General features: G+C 61.1%; 9 protein-coding genes, 1 tRNA gene, 2 rRNA genes and 1 pseudogene. 11 read left to right on the top strand and 2 right to left on the bottom strand.

Going from position 1 to position 15,544, the window contains the following annotated elements:
* The first annotated feature begins 47 nt into the window (after window positions 1-47).
* The 9 genes and pseudogenes from PALO_RS08115 (at window position 48) to PALO_RS08070 (ending at window position 8,142) form a co-directional block, all read left to right on the top strand.
* Window positions 48-596 (top strand): hypothetical protein, encoded by a 549-nt coding sequence (locus tag PALO_RS08115; RefSeq protein WP_004810887.1) that lies wholly within the window; start codon window positions 48-50, stop codon window positions 594-596.
* Window positions 597-666: 70 nt separating this feature from the next.
* Complete coding sequence (gene eno, locus PALO_RS08110) at window positions 667-1,947, top strand: phosphopyruvate hydratase (protein ID WP_004810888.1); 1,281 nt, start codon at window positions 667-669, stop codon at window positions 1,945-1,947.
* A gap of 134 nt (window positions 1,948-2,081) precedes the next feature.
* The gene (locus tag PALO_RS08105) at window positions 2,082-4,568 is read left to right on the top strand and encodes a choice-of-anchor M domain-containing protein (protein ID WP_015583154.1); all 2,487 of its coding nucleotides are present in this window, start codon (window positions 2,082-2,084) and stop codon (window positions 4,566-4,568) included.
* 187 nt (window positions 4,569-4,755) lie between these two features.
* Window positions 4,756-4,869: pseudogene (locus PALO_RS12910) on the top strand (hypothetical protein); the annotation flags it as partial.
* A gap of 292 nt (window positions 4,870-5,161) precedes the next feature.
* Entirely contained in the window at window positions 5,162-5,602 is a 441-nt protein-coding gene (locus PALO_RS08090; RefSeq protein WP_015583152.1) for an FtsB family cell division protein, read from the top strand.
* Between the two features lie 7 nt (window positions 5,603-5,609).
* A complete protein-coding gene (locus tag PALO_RS08085) occupies window positions 5,610-6,134 on the top strand; it encodes a DUF501 domain-containing protein (protein ID WP_004810899.1) in 525 nt (174 codons plus the stop codon).
* Between the two features lie 12 nt (window positions 6,135-6,146).
* Complete coding sequence (locus PALO_RS08080; protein ID WP_015583151.1) at window positions 6,147-7,079, top strand: Ppx/GppA phosphatase family protein; 933 nt, start codon at window positions 6,147-6,149, stop codon at window positions 7,077-7,079.
* A gap of 11 nt (window positions 7,080-7,090) precedes the next feature.
* A tRNA-Leu gene (locus PALO_RS08075) sits at window positions 7,091-7,163 on the top strand.
* Window positions 7,164-7,305: 142 nt separating this feature from the next.
* Window positions 7,306-8,142 (top strand): Bax inhibitor-1/YccA family protein, encoded by an 837-nt coding sequence (locus tag PALO_RS08070; RefSeq protein WP_015583150.1) that lies wholly within the window; start codon window positions 7,306-7,308, stop codon window positions 8,140-8,142.
* A gap of 51 nt (window positions 8,143-8,193) precedes the next feature.
* On the opposite strand, the gene PALO_RS12050 is transcribed toward PALO_RS08070, so the two are convergent.
* Complete coding sequence (locus PALO_RS12050) at window positions 8,194-8,823, bottom strand: NUDIX hydrolase (RefSeq protein WP_174266666.1); 630 nt, start codon at window positions 8,821-8,823, stop codon at window positions 8,194-8,196.
* Window positions 8,824-8,968: 145 nt separating this feature from the next.
* Window positions 8,969-9,742 (bottom strand): hypothetical protein, encoded by a 774-nt coding sequence (locus PALO_RS08060; protein ID WP_015583148.1) that lies wholly within the window; start codon window positions 9,740-9,742, stop codon window positions 8,969-8,971.
* A gap of 905 nt (window positions 9,743-10,647) precedes the next feature.
* On the opposite strand from PALO_RS08060, the gene PALO_RS08055 reads away from it, so the two are divergent.
* Window positions 10,648-12,170: ribosomal RNA gene (locus PALO_RS08055) — 16S ribosomal RNA — on the top strand.
* A 270-nt stretch (window positions 12,171-12,440) separates the two neighbouring features.
* Window positions 12,441-15,525 (top strand): 23S ribosomal RNA (locus PALO_RS08050).
* Together the 16S and 23S rRNA genes form the textbook arrangement of a ribosomal RNA operon.
* The last annotated feature ends 19 nt before the right edge of the window (window positions 15,526-15,544 follow it).

Raw genomic sequence — 15,544 nt, 5'->3', positions numbered from 1 at the left:
AGGTTCCACCATCACTACCGTTGACCGAGAAACGGAGGAGGTGAACGATGCGACGAACCCTGACAACGATGCTCGTCGCCGTCGTCACCATGTCTGTATTGACCGGATGCAAGGGCAGCGACAATGACCCCGCTGGTCTGACCGAGGTCTCGGACGTGCCGGAAGCTCCTGCATCTACGGTGTCCCCGATCTCCTCGGGCCGAAAACCAACTCCGGAGGAGATCAATCCGAACGCTGATGCGGCGGCAACACCGCGCAGGGGAGGTATGAACAGATACCTGCCAGGCCTGACCGGGATCGTCAGTGATCGCGTCGTCACCGGGAACACCTCCCAGGCCATCACCGTCAAGGCCGGGACTGTCACCGACTACTACTTCCTGTGCGACACCACTGACGCTCAAATCACGGTGACCGAGAACGACGACTCGGCCAAGTCCACCTCGTGCCATGAGGGCTACGCCCATCTCAGCTACGGCAAGCGGACACAGAACGAGAAGATCGACCTGCTGATCGAGGCTCCTGCCGACGTCACCTACGAATTCGTCATCACCGAAAACTCTCTGACGGCCACGGCGACAAGTGATGAGGCGCCCTGAAATACCGCTGGTTGGCAGGCTTCGATACGCTTTGGGGTGGACGCAAAGATCCTCTCTGAAAGGTTGGTCCATGGCAACCATCGAATTCATCGAAGCCCGTGAGATCCTCGACTCCCGCGGCAACCCGACCGTTGAGGTCGAGATGATCCTCGACGACGGCACCGAGGCCCGCGCTGCGGTTCCCTCCGGCGCGTCGACCGGTCAGTTCGAGGCCGTTGAGCTGCGCGACGGCGACAAGGAGCGCTACTCCGGCAAGGGCGTTCTCAAGGCTGTTGAGAACGTCAACGAGAAGATCGCCGAGGAGGTGCTCGGCTGCGACGCCAGCGAGCAGCGCATCATCGACCAGATCATGATCGAGCTCGACGGCTCTGACAACAAGGGCGAGCTGGGCGCCAACGCCATCCTCGGTGTCTCCCTGGCCGCCGCTCACGCTGCCGCTGACTCGGCTGACCTTCCTCTCTACCAATACCTGGGCGGACCGAACTCCCACGTGCTCCCCGTTCCGATGATGAACATCCTCAACGGTGGCGCTCACGCCGACTCCGACGTCGACATCCAGGAGTTCATGATCGCTCCGATCGGCGCTGAGTCCTTCAAGCAGGCTTACGAGTGGGGTGCTGCCGTCTACCACTCCCTCAAGAAGGTCCTCAAGGACAAGGGCCTGGCCACCGGCCTGGGAGACGAGGGTGGCTTCGCCCCGAACCTGCCCAGCAACGCTGCCGCTCTGGACCTCATCCTCGACGCCATCAAGGCTGCCGGCTTCGAGCCCGGCAAGGATGTCGCCCTCGCTCTCGACGTCGCTGCCTCCGAGTTCTTCGAGGACGGCAAATACAGCTTCGAGGGTCAGGCCAAGTCCTCCGCCGAGATGATCGAGTACTACGAGGGTCTCGTCGCCAAGTACCCGCTGGTCTCCATCGAGGATCCGCTGGACGAGGAGGACTGGGACGGCTGGGCCGAGTTCACCAAGAAGCTCGGCGACAAGATCCAGATCGTCGGCGACGACCTGTTCGTCACCAACCCGAAGCGCCTCGCCAAGGGCATCGAGACCAAGGCCGCCAACGCCCTGCTCGTCAAGGTCAACCAGATCGGCTCCCTCTCGGAGACCATCGACGCCGTCGAGCTGGCCCACCGTAACGGCTACCGCTGCATGATGTCGCACCGTTCCGGTGAGACCGAGGACACCACCATCGCCGATCTTGCCGTCGCTCTGTCGACCGGCCAGATCAAGTCCGGTGCCCCGGCCCGCGGCGAGCGCATCGCCAAGTACAACCAGTTGCTGCGCATCGAGGAGGAGCTGGGCGACTCCGCTGAGTACGCCGGCGCTTCTGCCTTCCCGCGTTTCAACGCCTGAGATCGACTGACGACGGCTCGGCCCGGCTCCCACGGGGCCGGGCCGAGCCATGTCCTTGACCGGGCCAGCCGCCGAAGATGCAAACGAGAATCATTCTAGGGTATCCTGTACGGGCTCACTAGGAAGGAGCTCTGATGCACCCCACTCGCACCCTCGGAGCGCTGTCGGCGGCCTTGGCCGCTGCGGTCCTCTTCGCCGGGGCACCGGCCGGCCATGCCGGACCCGACGACGGCAAGGTTGTCACGACCGAAGCCCACGTCGACGCCCCCAAGACGTACTGGGAGGACGGCCATTTCGTCCTCAAGAACGAAGCGCACATGACGGCGGTCCCGCTCGACGGCACTGTCAACTGGATCGGCCGTGGCTACAGCACCCTGTTGCGTCCCGAGCAGAAGTTCATGTTCACCGTTCCCGATGACCCGGCCTTCGCGCCCCTGTCCGACCATGGCCGACGCTGGTACGCAGCCCCTCACATCGCCGGTGACCACAACACCCCGATCTGGGCCGGATTCGGCGCTGACGACAAGATTCCGGCCGACACCTTCCGTGACGGGTCCTTCTCGCTCGATGTCGTCGGGTTCTCCGGGCCCGGACGGATGGAGGCCTTCAACGCTTGGGACCACTCGCTGAATCGCCTGCTGTCGAGCCACGACCCCAGCTACCGGTCCTCATACCTCACGCCTGGCAACCACACGCACAACGTCACCGCCTTCACCAAGCCCGGTCGCTACGTCGTCGACTACCGGACGACCGCTCGGGGCAAGGACGGACGTCTCATCGCCTCGAAGACCTCGACCCTGGTGTGGCAGGTCGGCGGTACTCGCCCGGCCGATAAGGCGACGACGCCGCTCGAGGACCGCTTCGCCGCAGCGCACTCGGGCAAGCCGAGCACTCCGTACACCTTCACCATGAAGCCGCACACCGGCCGTGACAAGCCCGCCGACGACCAGCTCACCGACCTCGTCTTTGACGCCGGCGACACTGCAGCCGAGGGCACGGTGACCTTCTTCATCGACGGGTTCCATCTGGTCGAGGTGCCGGTCCACGGAGGACGTGCCACCTGGAGCGAGATGATCGGTTCGGGAACCTCCAAGTTCCAGGCGGTCTTCGTGCCGGCCGCAGGGTCCACTGCTCCGCGGTGGGCCTCCAGCCAGCTTGCCTACCAGTTTGGTCAGAAATCCGCCTCGACGACGTCGGCCACGGGCCTGGATACTCTGCCGACGCCACACTCCCAGGATCCGGCGCCAGCCTTCGACCTCAAGGAGTACATGCCGACCAAGGCGGTGAAGTGGAGTGTCGACGTCACTCCCGGCAAGCCCGACGAGGACAGCGACAAGCCCTTCGTCACCAAAATCAAGCTCTCCGACCCCCGGTACCGGGCGAACATCGACGGCGGCTATTACGATGCGCCGGACGCGAAGTACTCGACCTGTCAGGTGTACGGGGTGACCGACGAGCACGGCGAGTTGACGGTCTCGAACGATGGTGACGTCTGTGGCGGTTACTACCTCAAGCTCAAGATCGCTCCCCACGCCCTTGTCAAGGCCCCCGGAGGATCGATCGACGTCACCGTGCCGTTGCCGAAGGACTCGTTGACCCTGCATCGCAACGGTGAGCTCCCCATGAGTGATGCGGGGGCGACCGCGACTCCCACCGCGACTCCCACGTCGGCCCCGACCGTGACCCCGACTCCGAGCCTCACCCCGACTCCGACACCCTCTGCGTCCACTTCTGCGTCCTCCTCGGTGCTCACCGCGCCGGTCCTGCTCGAGCATGGGCACGTCGACCTCAAGGCGACCTTTGACGGCGGTCGGCTCGGGGCGGTCGTGGGTGACGACACCCTCAGCCACGCCAAGCAGTCGGTGGACCGGTCCATCGGTTCGGTCGCCCTGGCGGTGCCCGACTCGGCTCGTCGACGCCGTCCGACGGCCGGGTTCATGGCTGACCCGCGGTTCGACTTCCTCGGCAAGAAGGGCGGCCTCGTCCACATGCTGCCGCAGGTCAATGACAACGTCCACGTGTGGCCCGGGTGGTCGACGAACGCCTTGGCCGGCACCGGGGCGGGACCGGCGACCCTCAAACTCGAGCCTGCCGTGCTTCCGGCCGGGGGTGCCTACGACGTCTTCACAGCCGATTCGCTGACCGGAAGTCTTGACCACCTCATCGATTCGCGGCACGGTCGAGTGTCCATGACGATCCCGGAACCGACCCACGCGCACGCCTCATGGGCGTTCAGCAAGCCGGGTGCCTACCTGCTCAAGGCGAGCTACACCAGCCGTGTGGGAGGCCACGAGGTCTCGAGTCGGCCCGAGTGCCTCACCTTCCTCGTGGGTGACGAGGCCATCGCCGCCCACCGCGCTGGTCGGACGCCGTCGTGCCCGGCGACCACCTCGCCTGGGCCGAGTGTGTCGAGTCCGGTCTCGCCTGGGCCGAGCGCGTCCAGCTCGGTCTCGCCCTCGGCTCCGTCCGTGACGGCCACGCATCCGGCCCCTGTGTCGTCTGCGACGCACTCTTCGGTTCCTGTGTCGTCCGTGACGGCGGCCGACCGGCCGATGGCCCCGACGAGTGCGCACCGTGTGACTCACGGCATGCGTCTCGCACTTCCCCGCACTGGGGTCTGAGAGAACGCCGCACCTGTCGCAGCGGACCGCCCCCGCCCCGTGAGGACACCTCCTCGGGGCGGGGGTGGTTGGTTGTCGCCCGTTTCGGCTGGTGTGCGTCATGATGGAGGCGATGGCGGGCCTTCCTGACTCCCGGTATCCGACCCCGAAGCACAGGGGTGGGTGCGCAGGAGCGCGACGTCGAACCCCCCTCGTGGCGCAGCGCATCGCCAAGTACGACCAGTTGCTGCGCATCGATGAGGAGCTGGGTGACCCTGCCGAGTCCGCCGGTGCTACTGCCTTCCCGTGTTTTCAGGCCTGATTGACGTCACAAGGTGCTGATCCCGGCACCTGACATGACACGACCGCCCGGTGTTTCCGGGGCGGTCGTGTCATGATGGACCACGATGGCCAGCACACCGAGCAACCGAAATCGCCCGTCCGGACGGTCCCAGCGACCGGACGGAGGACGGACGCGCTCATCCTCCCCGAATCGTTCCGGCACGAGGAACCGCGGTAACTATGAGCGCACAACTCGTACGGAGCCGCCGCGAAACCACGCTCCCAAGCACGAAGAGCCTCGTCGATTCGGCCTGACGCTGCGGGCAGTCGTCATGGGAGCTGCGGTCCTGCTGGTGCTCGTCATGATCACGCCCAGTTTGGGTATTTACTTCTCCCAGCGCTCCCAGATCTCCCGCATCCAGGACGACGAGGCCGAAGCGCGTTCCTCCATCTCGACCCTCCAGGACGAGGTCAGGAGGTGGCATGATCCCGACTATGTACGCGCACAGGCGAGAGCCCAACTCGGTTGGGTGATGCCGGGAGAGACCGGCTACCAGGTCATCGCGGAGAACGGCAAGGTCATCGGATCGACGACCTCACTGGATGAGAAGGACCCCGCGACCGAGGCCAGCGCTGACGTCCACTGGTGGAGGCAAGCCGCCGAATCGATCCAGGACGTTGACCATCCCGCACCGCCCACGGCCACCCCGAGAGCGATGATCACACCTACTCCCTCGGCGAAGTCGTCCTCCCCGAGCCCCTCCCATCGATGAGGTGACCATGCTTGAAGAATTCACCGAGGACGACCGTCAGGCCGTCCGGGACCAGCTTGGTCGCGAGCCACGAGGCGTCGCTGGCGTGGCCTGGCGATGTGGCTGCGGGAAGCCCGCGGTCATTGCGACCGAGCCCAGGCTGCCCAATGGCACTCCCTTCCCGACGACCTACTACCTGACTTGCCCGCGTGCAGCCTCCCTCATCGGCACCCTCGAGTCCTCCGGGCTGATGACCCAGATGACCGAACGACTTGGTGAGGACGAGGGACTCGCCGAGCAGTACCGACGCGCCCACCAGGCCTACCTCGCCGACCGCACTCGGATTGGCGAGGTGGCCGGTCTGGACCCCGTCCCCGAGATCGATGGGGTCTCCGCCGGCGGCATGCCGACCCGCGTCAAGTGCCTTCATGCCCTGGCTGGACACGCCCTGGCTGCCGGCCCAGGCGTCAACCCCTTTGGTGACGAAGTCGTCGAGGAGCTGGGGGAGTTCTGGTGCAACCCATGCTCGCCCGAACACCACGACCCGGAGTGACAGGAGGACGACATGACTGGTGATCGCACCGTCGCAGCCATTGACTGCGGGACGAATTCCATCCGCCTACTGATTGCCTCGGCCGGCCCCGACGGACATCTCGTCGAGCAGGCCAGGGATTTGGAGCTGGTCAGACTCGGCCAGGGGGTCGACACCACCGGAGCCTTCCATCCTGACGCCCTGGAACGTACCTTCGTGGCCTGCCGAACCTTCGCCCGGGCCATCACCGAACACCACTGCGACGACGTTCGCTTCGTCGCGACCTCGGCCGCCCGCGACGTCTCCAACCGGGATGAGTTCTTCGCCGGGGTACGCAAGGCCCTTGGTGTCGACGCGGAGGTTATCGCGGGCAGCGAGGAGGCAGGTCTGTCCTTCGCCGGCGCGATGTCGGGGATCGAGGTGAGTGAGGAGCCCGTCCTCGTCATCGACTGTGGTGGCGGCTCCACAGAGCTGGTGCTGGGCCGTGAAACCAAGATCGACTCCCAGGTGAGCCTCAACATCGGCTCCGTGCGGCTGCGAGAACGCTTCCTGCACGACGATCCGCCCACCGCCGAACAAATCGACGAGGCACGCACCTACGTCCGGGAGATGCTCACTGAATGCCCTGTCGACATGGCCACCGCACACACCGTCGTCGGGGTCGCCGGAACGGTCACGAGTCTTTCGGCGATCAATCAGGGGCTGACGGAGTACGACCGAGCCAAGGTTCACCGTTCGGTGTTGACAGCAGACCAGGTGGCAGGCCTGGCAGACACACTGCTTGCGTCGACGGTCGACGAGGTTGAGCAGATGGGGCCATTGAGGCGACGCCGTGCCGAGGTTCTCTGCGGCGGTGCTCTCATCATCGACGAGGTGTGTCATCGGACGACGGCGGGGGAACTCGTCGTCTCGGAGACCGATATCCTTGACGGCATGGCGCTGGCGATGCTGGCGCAGGGGAGGTGACCTTCTCCCTGGCCCCCGTAGCCCAACGGCAGAGGCAGACGGCTTAAACCCGTCCCAGTGCGGGTTCGAATCCCGTCGGGGGTACCCGAAGATGCACCAGCTATGCGGTGTGTACGACCCCAGTCGTCGGGGTGGTCCGAATGTCGTCCCGCAGTACGGGGAAGGTTTCACGTCCTCGCGGCGTTGTTTACAGTAGAGGTCACCACGATTTTCACAGGAGGATCCCATGGCCAACCCGGTCTTCAGCCGAGCTGAGGCTTTCCAGCCGCATGGCAATCCCTATGGTCAGCCAGCCAACCCTGGCCAGGGCTACGGGCCGCAGTACGGCATGTCTGGACAGCCCGGTGCCGAGTGGGGGGCTCTGTCGCACGACGACATGCACGAGCAGCGCACTGAGCGTGCGATGACCTTTGACGACGTCTTGGGTCGCACCGGCTTGGTACTGCTTATCATCGCTGCCATCGGTGCCGTGAGCTTCACCTTGATCGGGCCGAACGTCATGGCCAGTGGTGCTGCCCTGTTGGTGGGCTCAATCGCCGCATTCATCACGGCCATGATCGTGAGTACTCGCCGCAAGGTCCCCGTCGGGGGCGTCATCTTCTACTGTCTGTGCGAAGGCCTTGTCCTGGGTACCATGTCGGCCATTTTCGAAGCCATGTACCCGGGAATCGTCGTGCAGGCCGTCCTGGGCACCTTTGCCGCCGCTGGCGTGACCCTGGGCGCCTACAAGTTCTTCAACATCCAGGTGACGCCGCGATTCCGTCAGATCGTCATCATCTCGACCTTCGGCTTTGCCATCGCGATGCTCATCAACATCGTGCTGATGCTCTTCGGGATCCATCTCGGGCTGGCCAGCTTCGGTCCCATCGGCATTCTGTGCTCCGCCGTGGGCGTTGTGTTGGCTGCCATGAACCTCGTGGTGGATTTCGACTACGCCGAGCAGGGGGTGCGCAACCAGGCTCCCGTGTCCGAGTCTTGGCGAGCTGCCTTCGGCATCGCCGTGACGATGGTGTGGCTCTACACCGAGATTCTGCGGATCCTCAGCTACTTCCGTTCTGAGTGACGTGAACGTCAGAAGGGGTCCGGTCATGATGACCGGACCCCTTCGTCATGCTCAGGTACTGGGGACGTCGCGCAGATGGGTCTCGAGGCACATCCGGGTGGCTGCTCCCCAGGACAGTCGACGCCATCGCCACAGAGGAATCCATTGGGCCGACTGGGTGGTGCCGCCGACGTCGATGACATAGGGATCAGTCGGGTCCTCACTCGTTGCCGAGTAGATGATCCGCAGTGCGTGGAAGTCTTCCAACACCCCGGAGGGAGACCGCCCAATCCAGTGGTCGGACTGCAAGTCGATGATTCGGTTGAGGCGGACTCGCTGGCCGGACTCCTCCATGACCTCACGGGTAACAGCTTGGGCGGGGGACTCCCCAGGTTCCAGACCACCGCCGGGCAGGGCCCACAGACCTGGGACGGCGGTACGGGGAGAGCACTCGGTGCCCAGCAATCCTCGACGTGACCGCACGACGGCGTAGGCGGCAATGCGTTGGTACGGACGAACCGATTCGCCGGCCTGGCGATCATCAGACAAATCAGGTACGCCGTCGCGGGTGCGGGGCGGCTGGGACGTGGACGTCCTGGGCCCGACATGGGCCGTGACGACAATCTCGTCGTCCACTCGATCAGCGGACAAGTACTCCATGATGACGAGGCCGTGATGCCACAGTTCAACGTGTGGATTCATACCGTGACGGACGCGGAAGGCATGGGTCTGCCCACTGCCTGGCGTTCCGACTGCGGTGATGAGCACACTTTCATTCAACCACCTTGGCCCTAGGAAGCGGTCCAGCTCCGTGATGAGCTGAATCACACAGGGGATTTCGAGGGGGTCACCTGATCTTGTCTGTGACGTCGACGCCGTTGGTGTCAAAGGCGGTCGAGACGCCATTGACGCTGATGTGCATGACGGGGGTGTCGAGCTTCTTGTCCGAGGAGATGGTCCATGCCATGTCCGACGGCTTCTCCCCGGTTCCGACTGCTGCCAGCCCCATGACGTCGACGATGGTATCCGGTTCGAGGAGTGCGGGGGAGAAGGTCGCGGTGACATCCCCCCTTCGCTGGACAGCCCATGCCGGCATGTCGGCAGACCGAGTACGACGCATGACGATGCCAGACGTGGCGGTGGGGGTGTCGACCATGACTCCCTTGCCGGGCTGGTAACTGATCTGACCGACCTCCTTGGCCCCGGAGACGGCGTCGGTCAAGGCTTCGGTCATACCGGTGGGAGTGGCGAAATCGATGTGGTTGACGACTGATCCGTCGCGTCGGAAGAAGACCGTCCGGCTCTCGGGCTTGGTCGAGACTGTCATCAGGACAGTGCCTTCGTTGTACTCGACGATCTGCAAGTTCTGGTTCATGTGAGATCCGGAGATCTCAGCTGCCTTGCGCAGGATCATCGGCATCTTCTCGACGGCGAAGTTGTCAGGGTGGAAGGGCCGCGACGCCGTCTGCGTGCTCTGGGTCGCGGAGGAATCGATCTTCCCGTTCTGCCAGGTCCACACCGTGGGAGAACCGCCAGCCTGGACAGTGATGCTCAGGGCCGTCTTGGTGATGTCCACCTTGGTGACAGGACCATTGTCCGAGGCCGCTACCAGCTCGTCCATGATCGCTCGGGTGTGGATGCCGTCGAGGGGAGATGTCGACGGAGTGACCTTTGAGGAGGGGACGAGAGCAGTACGGCTGGGTTCGTCTGAAGGAGCAGTGGGGGACGACGAGTGGCACGATGCGCACAGACATAGCGTGACCGCGCTGGCGATCACGCTGGCAACTCGGCGAAACCCTTTTCCTCGAAACGTCACGGGGTGAGTCTATGAGCAGCGGCAGACGGCCTGACGACTGGTAGCGAGTACCTCTCACAACTACGCATGTGAGGGACGAGATGCAGGTCTGTACGTCTCGATTTGCGTGGTGGGTGTTGTTGTGGCAGTGTTCTCTTTCGGTTCACGGCCTTGTGGGTGTGGGCTGGTGGGAGTCCTGATGGTCTTGTTGTGGGATTGTTGGGGGCACGATTTGACGGTTGTTTGATGAGTGTTTATGCTTCTGCGGGTTCCCTTCTTGTAGGAGGGGGCTGGAATTGCCTGATGGTTTTCTTGAGGGTGGTTTCGCGGGTTGATTCTTGGATTTGACAACCTGGGTTGATCTGGTAAGGTTGATCGGGTCGCTGCTTTCGGGTGGTGGTTTGGTTTCGGCTGGTTTTGCTGGCTGGTTCTGATTCTGCGGGTTTTGCGGGGTTGGGGTTGGTGTGGTAGGGTTGGTCGGGTCGCCTTGGGGTGGTCCTGCTTGTGATGGGTGGGGTTGTTCTGGTGGGTGTGATGCTTGAGAACTCAACAGTGTGTCTTTGATAGTCAATGATTTTTGATGCATTTATGGATGTGTCGGATTTGTTTATGAATTCCTTTGTGATTCTGGACATGGACTGATTTTTTTGGTCAGTGTTTGGGGTTAGTGTTTTGGATTCTCTTGTGACATCGTTTGCCTGCATTGTTGTGTGTGGGTGGGTGATATTTTTTCATTGGAGAGTTTGATCCTGGCTCAGGACGAACGCTGGCGGCGTGCTTAACACATGCAAGTCGAACGGAAAGGCCCCTTTGGGGGTACTCGAGTGGCGAACGGGTGAGTAACACGTGAGTAACCTGCCCTTGACTTCGGGATAACTTCAGGAAACTGGGGCTAATACCGGATAGGAATCCTTGCTGCATGGTGGGGGTTGGAAAGCTTCGGCGGTTTTGGATGGACTCGCGGCTTATCAGCTTGTTGGTGGGGTAGTGGCTTACCAAGGCTTTGACGGGTAGCCGGCCTGAGAGGGCGACCGGCCACATTGGGACTGAGATACGGCCCAGACTCCTACGGGAGGCAGCAGTGGGGAATATTGCACAATGGGCGGAAGCCTGATGCAGCAACGCCGCGTGCGGGATGACGGCCTTCGGGTTGTAAACCGCTTTCAGCAGGGGCGAAGCTTGTGGTGACGGTACCTGCAGAAGAAGCACCGGCTAACTACGTGCCAGCAGCCGCGGTGATACGTAGGGTGCGAGCGTTGTCCGGATTTATTGGGCGTAAAGAGCTCGTAGGTGGTTGATTGCGTCGGAAGTGAAAACTTGGGGCTTAACCCTGAGCGTGCTTTCGATACGGGTTGACTTGAGGAAGGTAGGGGAGAATGGAATTCCTGGTGGAGCGGTGGAATGCGCAGATATCAGGAGGAACACCAGTGGCGAAGGCGGTTCTCTGGACCTTTCCTGACGCTGAGGAGCGAAAGCGTGGGGAGCGAACAGGCTTAGATACCCTGGTAGTCCACGCTGTAAACGGTGGGTACTAGGTGTGGGGTCCATTCCACGGATTCCGTGCCGTAGCTAACGCATTAAGTACCCCGCCTGGGGAGTACGGCCGCAAGGCTAAAACTCAAAGGAATTGACGGGGCCCCGCACAAGCGGCGGAGCATGCGGATTAATTCGATGCAACGCGAAGAACCTTACCTGGGTTTGACATGGACTGGGAGTGCTCAGAGATGGGTATGCCTCCTTGTGGGGCTGGTTCACAGGTGGTGCATGGCTGTCGTCAGCTCGTGTCGTGAGATGTTGGGTTAAGTCCCGCAACGAGCGCAACCCTCGTTCACTGTTGCCAGCACGTTATGGTGGGGACTCAGTGGAGACCGCCGGGGTCAACTCGGAGGAAGGTGGGGATGACGTCAAGTCATCATGCCCCTTATGTCCAGGGCTTCACGCATGCTACAATGGCCGGTACAAAGAGTTGCGAGCCTGTGAGGGTGAGCGAATCTCGGAAAGCCGGTCTCAGTTCGGATTGGGGTCTGCAACTCGACCCCATGAAGTCGGAGTCGCTAGTAATCGCAGATCAGCAACGCTGCGGTGAATACGTTCCCGGGGCTTGTACACACCGCCCGTCAAGTCATGAAAGTCGGTAACACCCGAAGCCGGTGGCCTAACCTGTGTGGGGGAGCCGTCGAAGGTGGGACTGGTAATTAGGACTAAGTCGTAACAAGGTAGCCGTACCGGAAGGTGCGGCTGGATCACCTCCTTTCTAAGGAGCAAGTTTTGGTTGTGGCATTGTTCGAGTCGTCCCGTGTGGGGTGATGGTAATGGTGTCGTGCTTCTTGTGGAACATTGGCGTCCTGTTGTTGTGATGGGGTTGGGGGCATGCTGTTGGGGTTCTGGGGTATCACACTGTGTGTGGTGGCCTGGTGCGGTGATGCGTCATCTGTCTGTTGTGGACGGTGGTGTGTTGATTCGTGTGGTGGTTGAGAACTGTATAGTGGATGCGAGCATCTTAATTTTTTGTGTCTTGTGCGTTGTGCAAGTTGTTAAGTGCGATCGGTGGATGCCTTGGCACCAAGAGCCGATGAAGGACGTTGTAACCTGCGATAAGCCCTGGGGAGTTGGTAAACGAGCTGTGATCCGGGGGTGTCCGAATGGGGAAACCTGGAATGTCCGGAGTAGTGTCCGGTGACCCTGCCCTGAATGTATAGGGGTGTGGGAGGTAACGCGGGGAAGTGAAACATCTTAGTACCCGTAGGAAGAGAAAACAACCGTGATTCCGTGAGTAGTGGCGAGCGAAAGTGGATGAGGCTAAACCGTGTGTGTGTTCAAGCCGGCAGGTGTTGCATGTGCGGGGTTGTGGGGGCCTTTTGGTTCTGCTGCCGCAGGATTGGCCAGTGATAAATGTTGCGTGAAGGTGAAGCGTCTGGGAAGGCGTACCGGAGTGGGTGAGAGTCCCGTAACTGTAAGCGTGGCACTGGTGAGGGTTGCCCCAAGTAGCGTGGAACTCGTGGAATTTCGCGTGAATCTGGCGGGACCACCCGTCAAGCCTAAATACTCCTTGGTGACCGATAGTGGATTAGTACCGTGAGGGAATGGTGAAAAGTACCCCGGGAGGGGAGTGAAATAGTACCTGAAACCGGTCGCATACAAGCCGTCAGAGCCTTGTGGGGTGATGGCGTGCCTTTTGAAGAATGAGCCTGCGAGTTAGTGATGCGTGGCGAGGTTAACCTGTGTGGGGGAGTCGTAGCGAAAGCGAGTCTGATAAGGGCGTGAGTCGCGTGTTCTAGACCCGAAGCGGTGTGATCTATCCATGGCCAGGATGAAGCGTCGGTAAGACGTCGTGGAGGTCCGAACCCACTTCAGTTGAAAATGGAGGGGATGAGCTGTGGATAGGGGTGAAAGGCCAATCAAACACCGTGATAGCTGGTTCTCCCCGAAATGCATTTAGGTGCAGCGTTGCGTGGTTCTTGTCGGAGGTAGAGCACTGGATGGTCTAGGGGGCCTATCAGCTTACCGAAATCAGCCAAACTCCGAATGCCGGCAAGTGGAGCGTGGCAGTGAGACGGCGGGGGATAAGCTTCGTCGTCGAGAGGGAAACAGCCCAGATCATCAGCTAAGGCCCCTAAGTGGTAGCTCAGTGGAAAAGGATGTGGAGTTGCGCAGACAGCCAGGAGGTTGGCTTGGAAGCAGCCATCCTTGAAAGAGTGCGTAATAGCTCACTGGTCAAGTGATTCCGCGCCGACAATGTAGCGGGGCTTAAGTTATCCGCCGAAGCTGTGGCAAACCCGTTTTGCGGGTTTGGGTAGGGGAGCGTCCTGTGTGAGGTGAAGCTGCCGGGTGACCGTGTGGTGGATTGTGCGGGAGTGAGAATGCAGGCATGAGTAGCGAATGACGGGTGAAAAACCCGTCCGCCGATTATCCAAGGGTTCCAGGGTCAAGTTAATCTGCCCTGGGTGAGTCGGGGCCTAAGGCGAGGCCGACAGGCGTAGTCGATGGATAACCAGTTGATATTCTGGTACCGGCTTGTCACCGTCCGTGTCGAGGTGTGTGATGCTAAGCGTGCGAGCCTGCCATTGTGATGTCTTTGATGTTGTGGTGGTGTGGTGAGTGTGTGAACCGATCATGTAGTAGGCAAGCTGCGGAGGGACGCAGGGAGGTAGCTCATCCCCGGCGATGGTTGTCCGGGGCTAAATGTGTGGACCGTCTGGTAGGTAAATCCGCTGGGCATATGGTTGAGGCATGATGGCGAGCCCACGTGTGTGGGTGAGTGAGTGATCCTGTACTGTCGAGAAAATCTTCGTGAGCGAGGTGGCTGGTCCGCCCGTACCCTAAACCGACACTGGTGGATAGGTAGAGTATACCGAGGCGATCGAGATCATCATGGTGAAGGAACTCGGCAAAATGCCCCCGTAACTTCGGGATAAGGGGGACCTGAACTGTCAAGGCCTGTACGGCTGGTAGCAGTGAGGGGCGCAGAGACCAGGGGGAAACGACTGTTTACCAAAAACACAGGTCCGTGCGAAGTCGTAAGACGATGTATACGGACTGACTCCTGCCCGGTGCTGGAAGGTTAAGGGGAACTGTTAGCGTTGGCGAAGCGGTGAACTTAAGCCCCAGTAAACGGCGGTGGTAACTATAACCATCCTAAGGTAGCGAAATTCCTTGTCGGGTAAGTTCCGACCTGCACGAATGGAGTAACGATTTCCCTACTGTCTCCACCATGAACTCGGTGAAATTGCAGTACGAGTAAAGATGCTCGTTACGCGCAGCAGGACGGAAAGACCCCGGGACCTTTACTATAGTTTGGTATTGGTGATTGGGACGACTTGTGTAGGATAGGTGGGAGACTGTGAAGTGGCCACGCTAGTGGTTGTGGAGTCATTGTTGAAATACCACTCTGGTCGTTCTGGTTATCTAACTTTGGGCCGTGATCCGGTTCAGGGACAGTGCCTGATGGGTAGTTTGACTGGGGCGGTCGCCTCCTAAAAGGTAACGGAGGCGCCCAAAGGTTCCCTCATCCTGGTTGGTAATCAGGTGTTGAGTGTAAGTGCACAAGGGGGCTTGACTGTGAGACTGACAGGTCGAGCAGGGACGAAAGTCGGGACTAGTGATCTGACGGTGGCTTGTGGACGCGCCGTCACTCAACGGATAAAAGGTACCCCGGGGATAACAGGCTGATCTTGCCCGAGCGCTCATAGCGACGGCATGGTTTGGCACCTCGATGTCGGCTCGTCGCATCCTGGGGCTGGAGTCGGTCCCAAGGGTTGGGCTGTTCGCCCATTAAAGCGGCACGCGAGCTGGGTTCAGAACGTCGTGAGACAGTTCGGTCCCTATCCGCTGCGCGCGGAGGAATCTTGAGAAGGGCTGTCCTTAGTACGAGAGGACCGGGACGGACTGACCTCTGGTGTGCCAGTTGTTCTGCCAAGGGCATGGCTGGTTGGCTACGTCGGGTTGTGATAACCGCTGAAAGCATCTAAGCGGGAAGCACGCTTCAAGATGAGGGTTCCTGCAGATGAATCTGGTAAGGTCTCCGGTAGACGACCGGGTTGATAGGCCAGGCGTGGACGCATCGTAAGGTGTGGAGCTGACTGGTACTAATAGACCGAGGACTTACACAACATTCGCACGCGTACACAA

Origin of the sequence: Cutibacterium avidum 44067 (genome assembly GCF_000367205.1) — a bacterium.
Lineage (GTDB): Bacteria > Actinomycetota > Actinomycetes > Propionibacteriales > Propionibacteriaceae > Cutibacterium > Cutibacterium avidum.
This window is presented reverse-complemented; position numbering and strand designations above follow the sequence as displayed.

Excerpts from the sequence above, each read along its gene's own strand:
- PALO_RS12050 (WP_174266666.1), bottom strand. The coding sequence starts at position 8,823 with ATGAATCCACACGTTGAACTGTGGCATCACGGCCTCGTCATCATGGAG.
- PALO_RS08070 (WP_015583150.1), top strand. The coding sequence starts at position 7,306 with ATGGCCAACCCGGTCTTCAGCCGAGCTGAGGCTTTCCAGCCGCATGGC.
- PALO_RS08085 (WP_004810899.1), top strand. The coding sequence starts at position 5,610 with ATGCTTGAAGAATTCACCGAGGACGACCGTCAGGCCGTCCGGGACCAG.
- PALO_RS08090 (WP_015583152.1), top strand. The coding sequence starts at position 5,162 with ATGGGAGCTGCGGTCCTGCTGGTGCTCGTCATGATCACGCCCAGTTTG.
- eno (WP_004810888.1), top strand. The coding sequence starts at position 667 with ATGGCAACCATCGAATTCATCGAAGCCCGTGAGATCCTCGACTCCCGC.
- PALO_RS08115 (WP_004810887.1), top strand. The coding sequence starts at position 48 with ATGCGACGAACCCTGACAACGATGCTCGTCGCCGTCGTCACCATGTCT.
- PALO_RS08080 (WP_015583151.1), top strand. The coding sequence starts at position 6,147 with ATGACTGGTGATCGCACCGTCGCAGCCATTGACTGCGGGACGAATTCC.
- PALO_RS08105 (WP_015583154.1), top strand. The coding sequence starts at position 2,082 with ATGCACCCCACTCGCACCCTCGGAGCGCTGTCGGCGGCCTTGGCCGCT.
- PALO_RS08060 (WP_015583148.1), bottom strand. The coding sequence starts at position 9,742 with ATGGACGAGCTGGTAGCGGCCTCGGACAATGGTCCTGTCACCAAGGTG.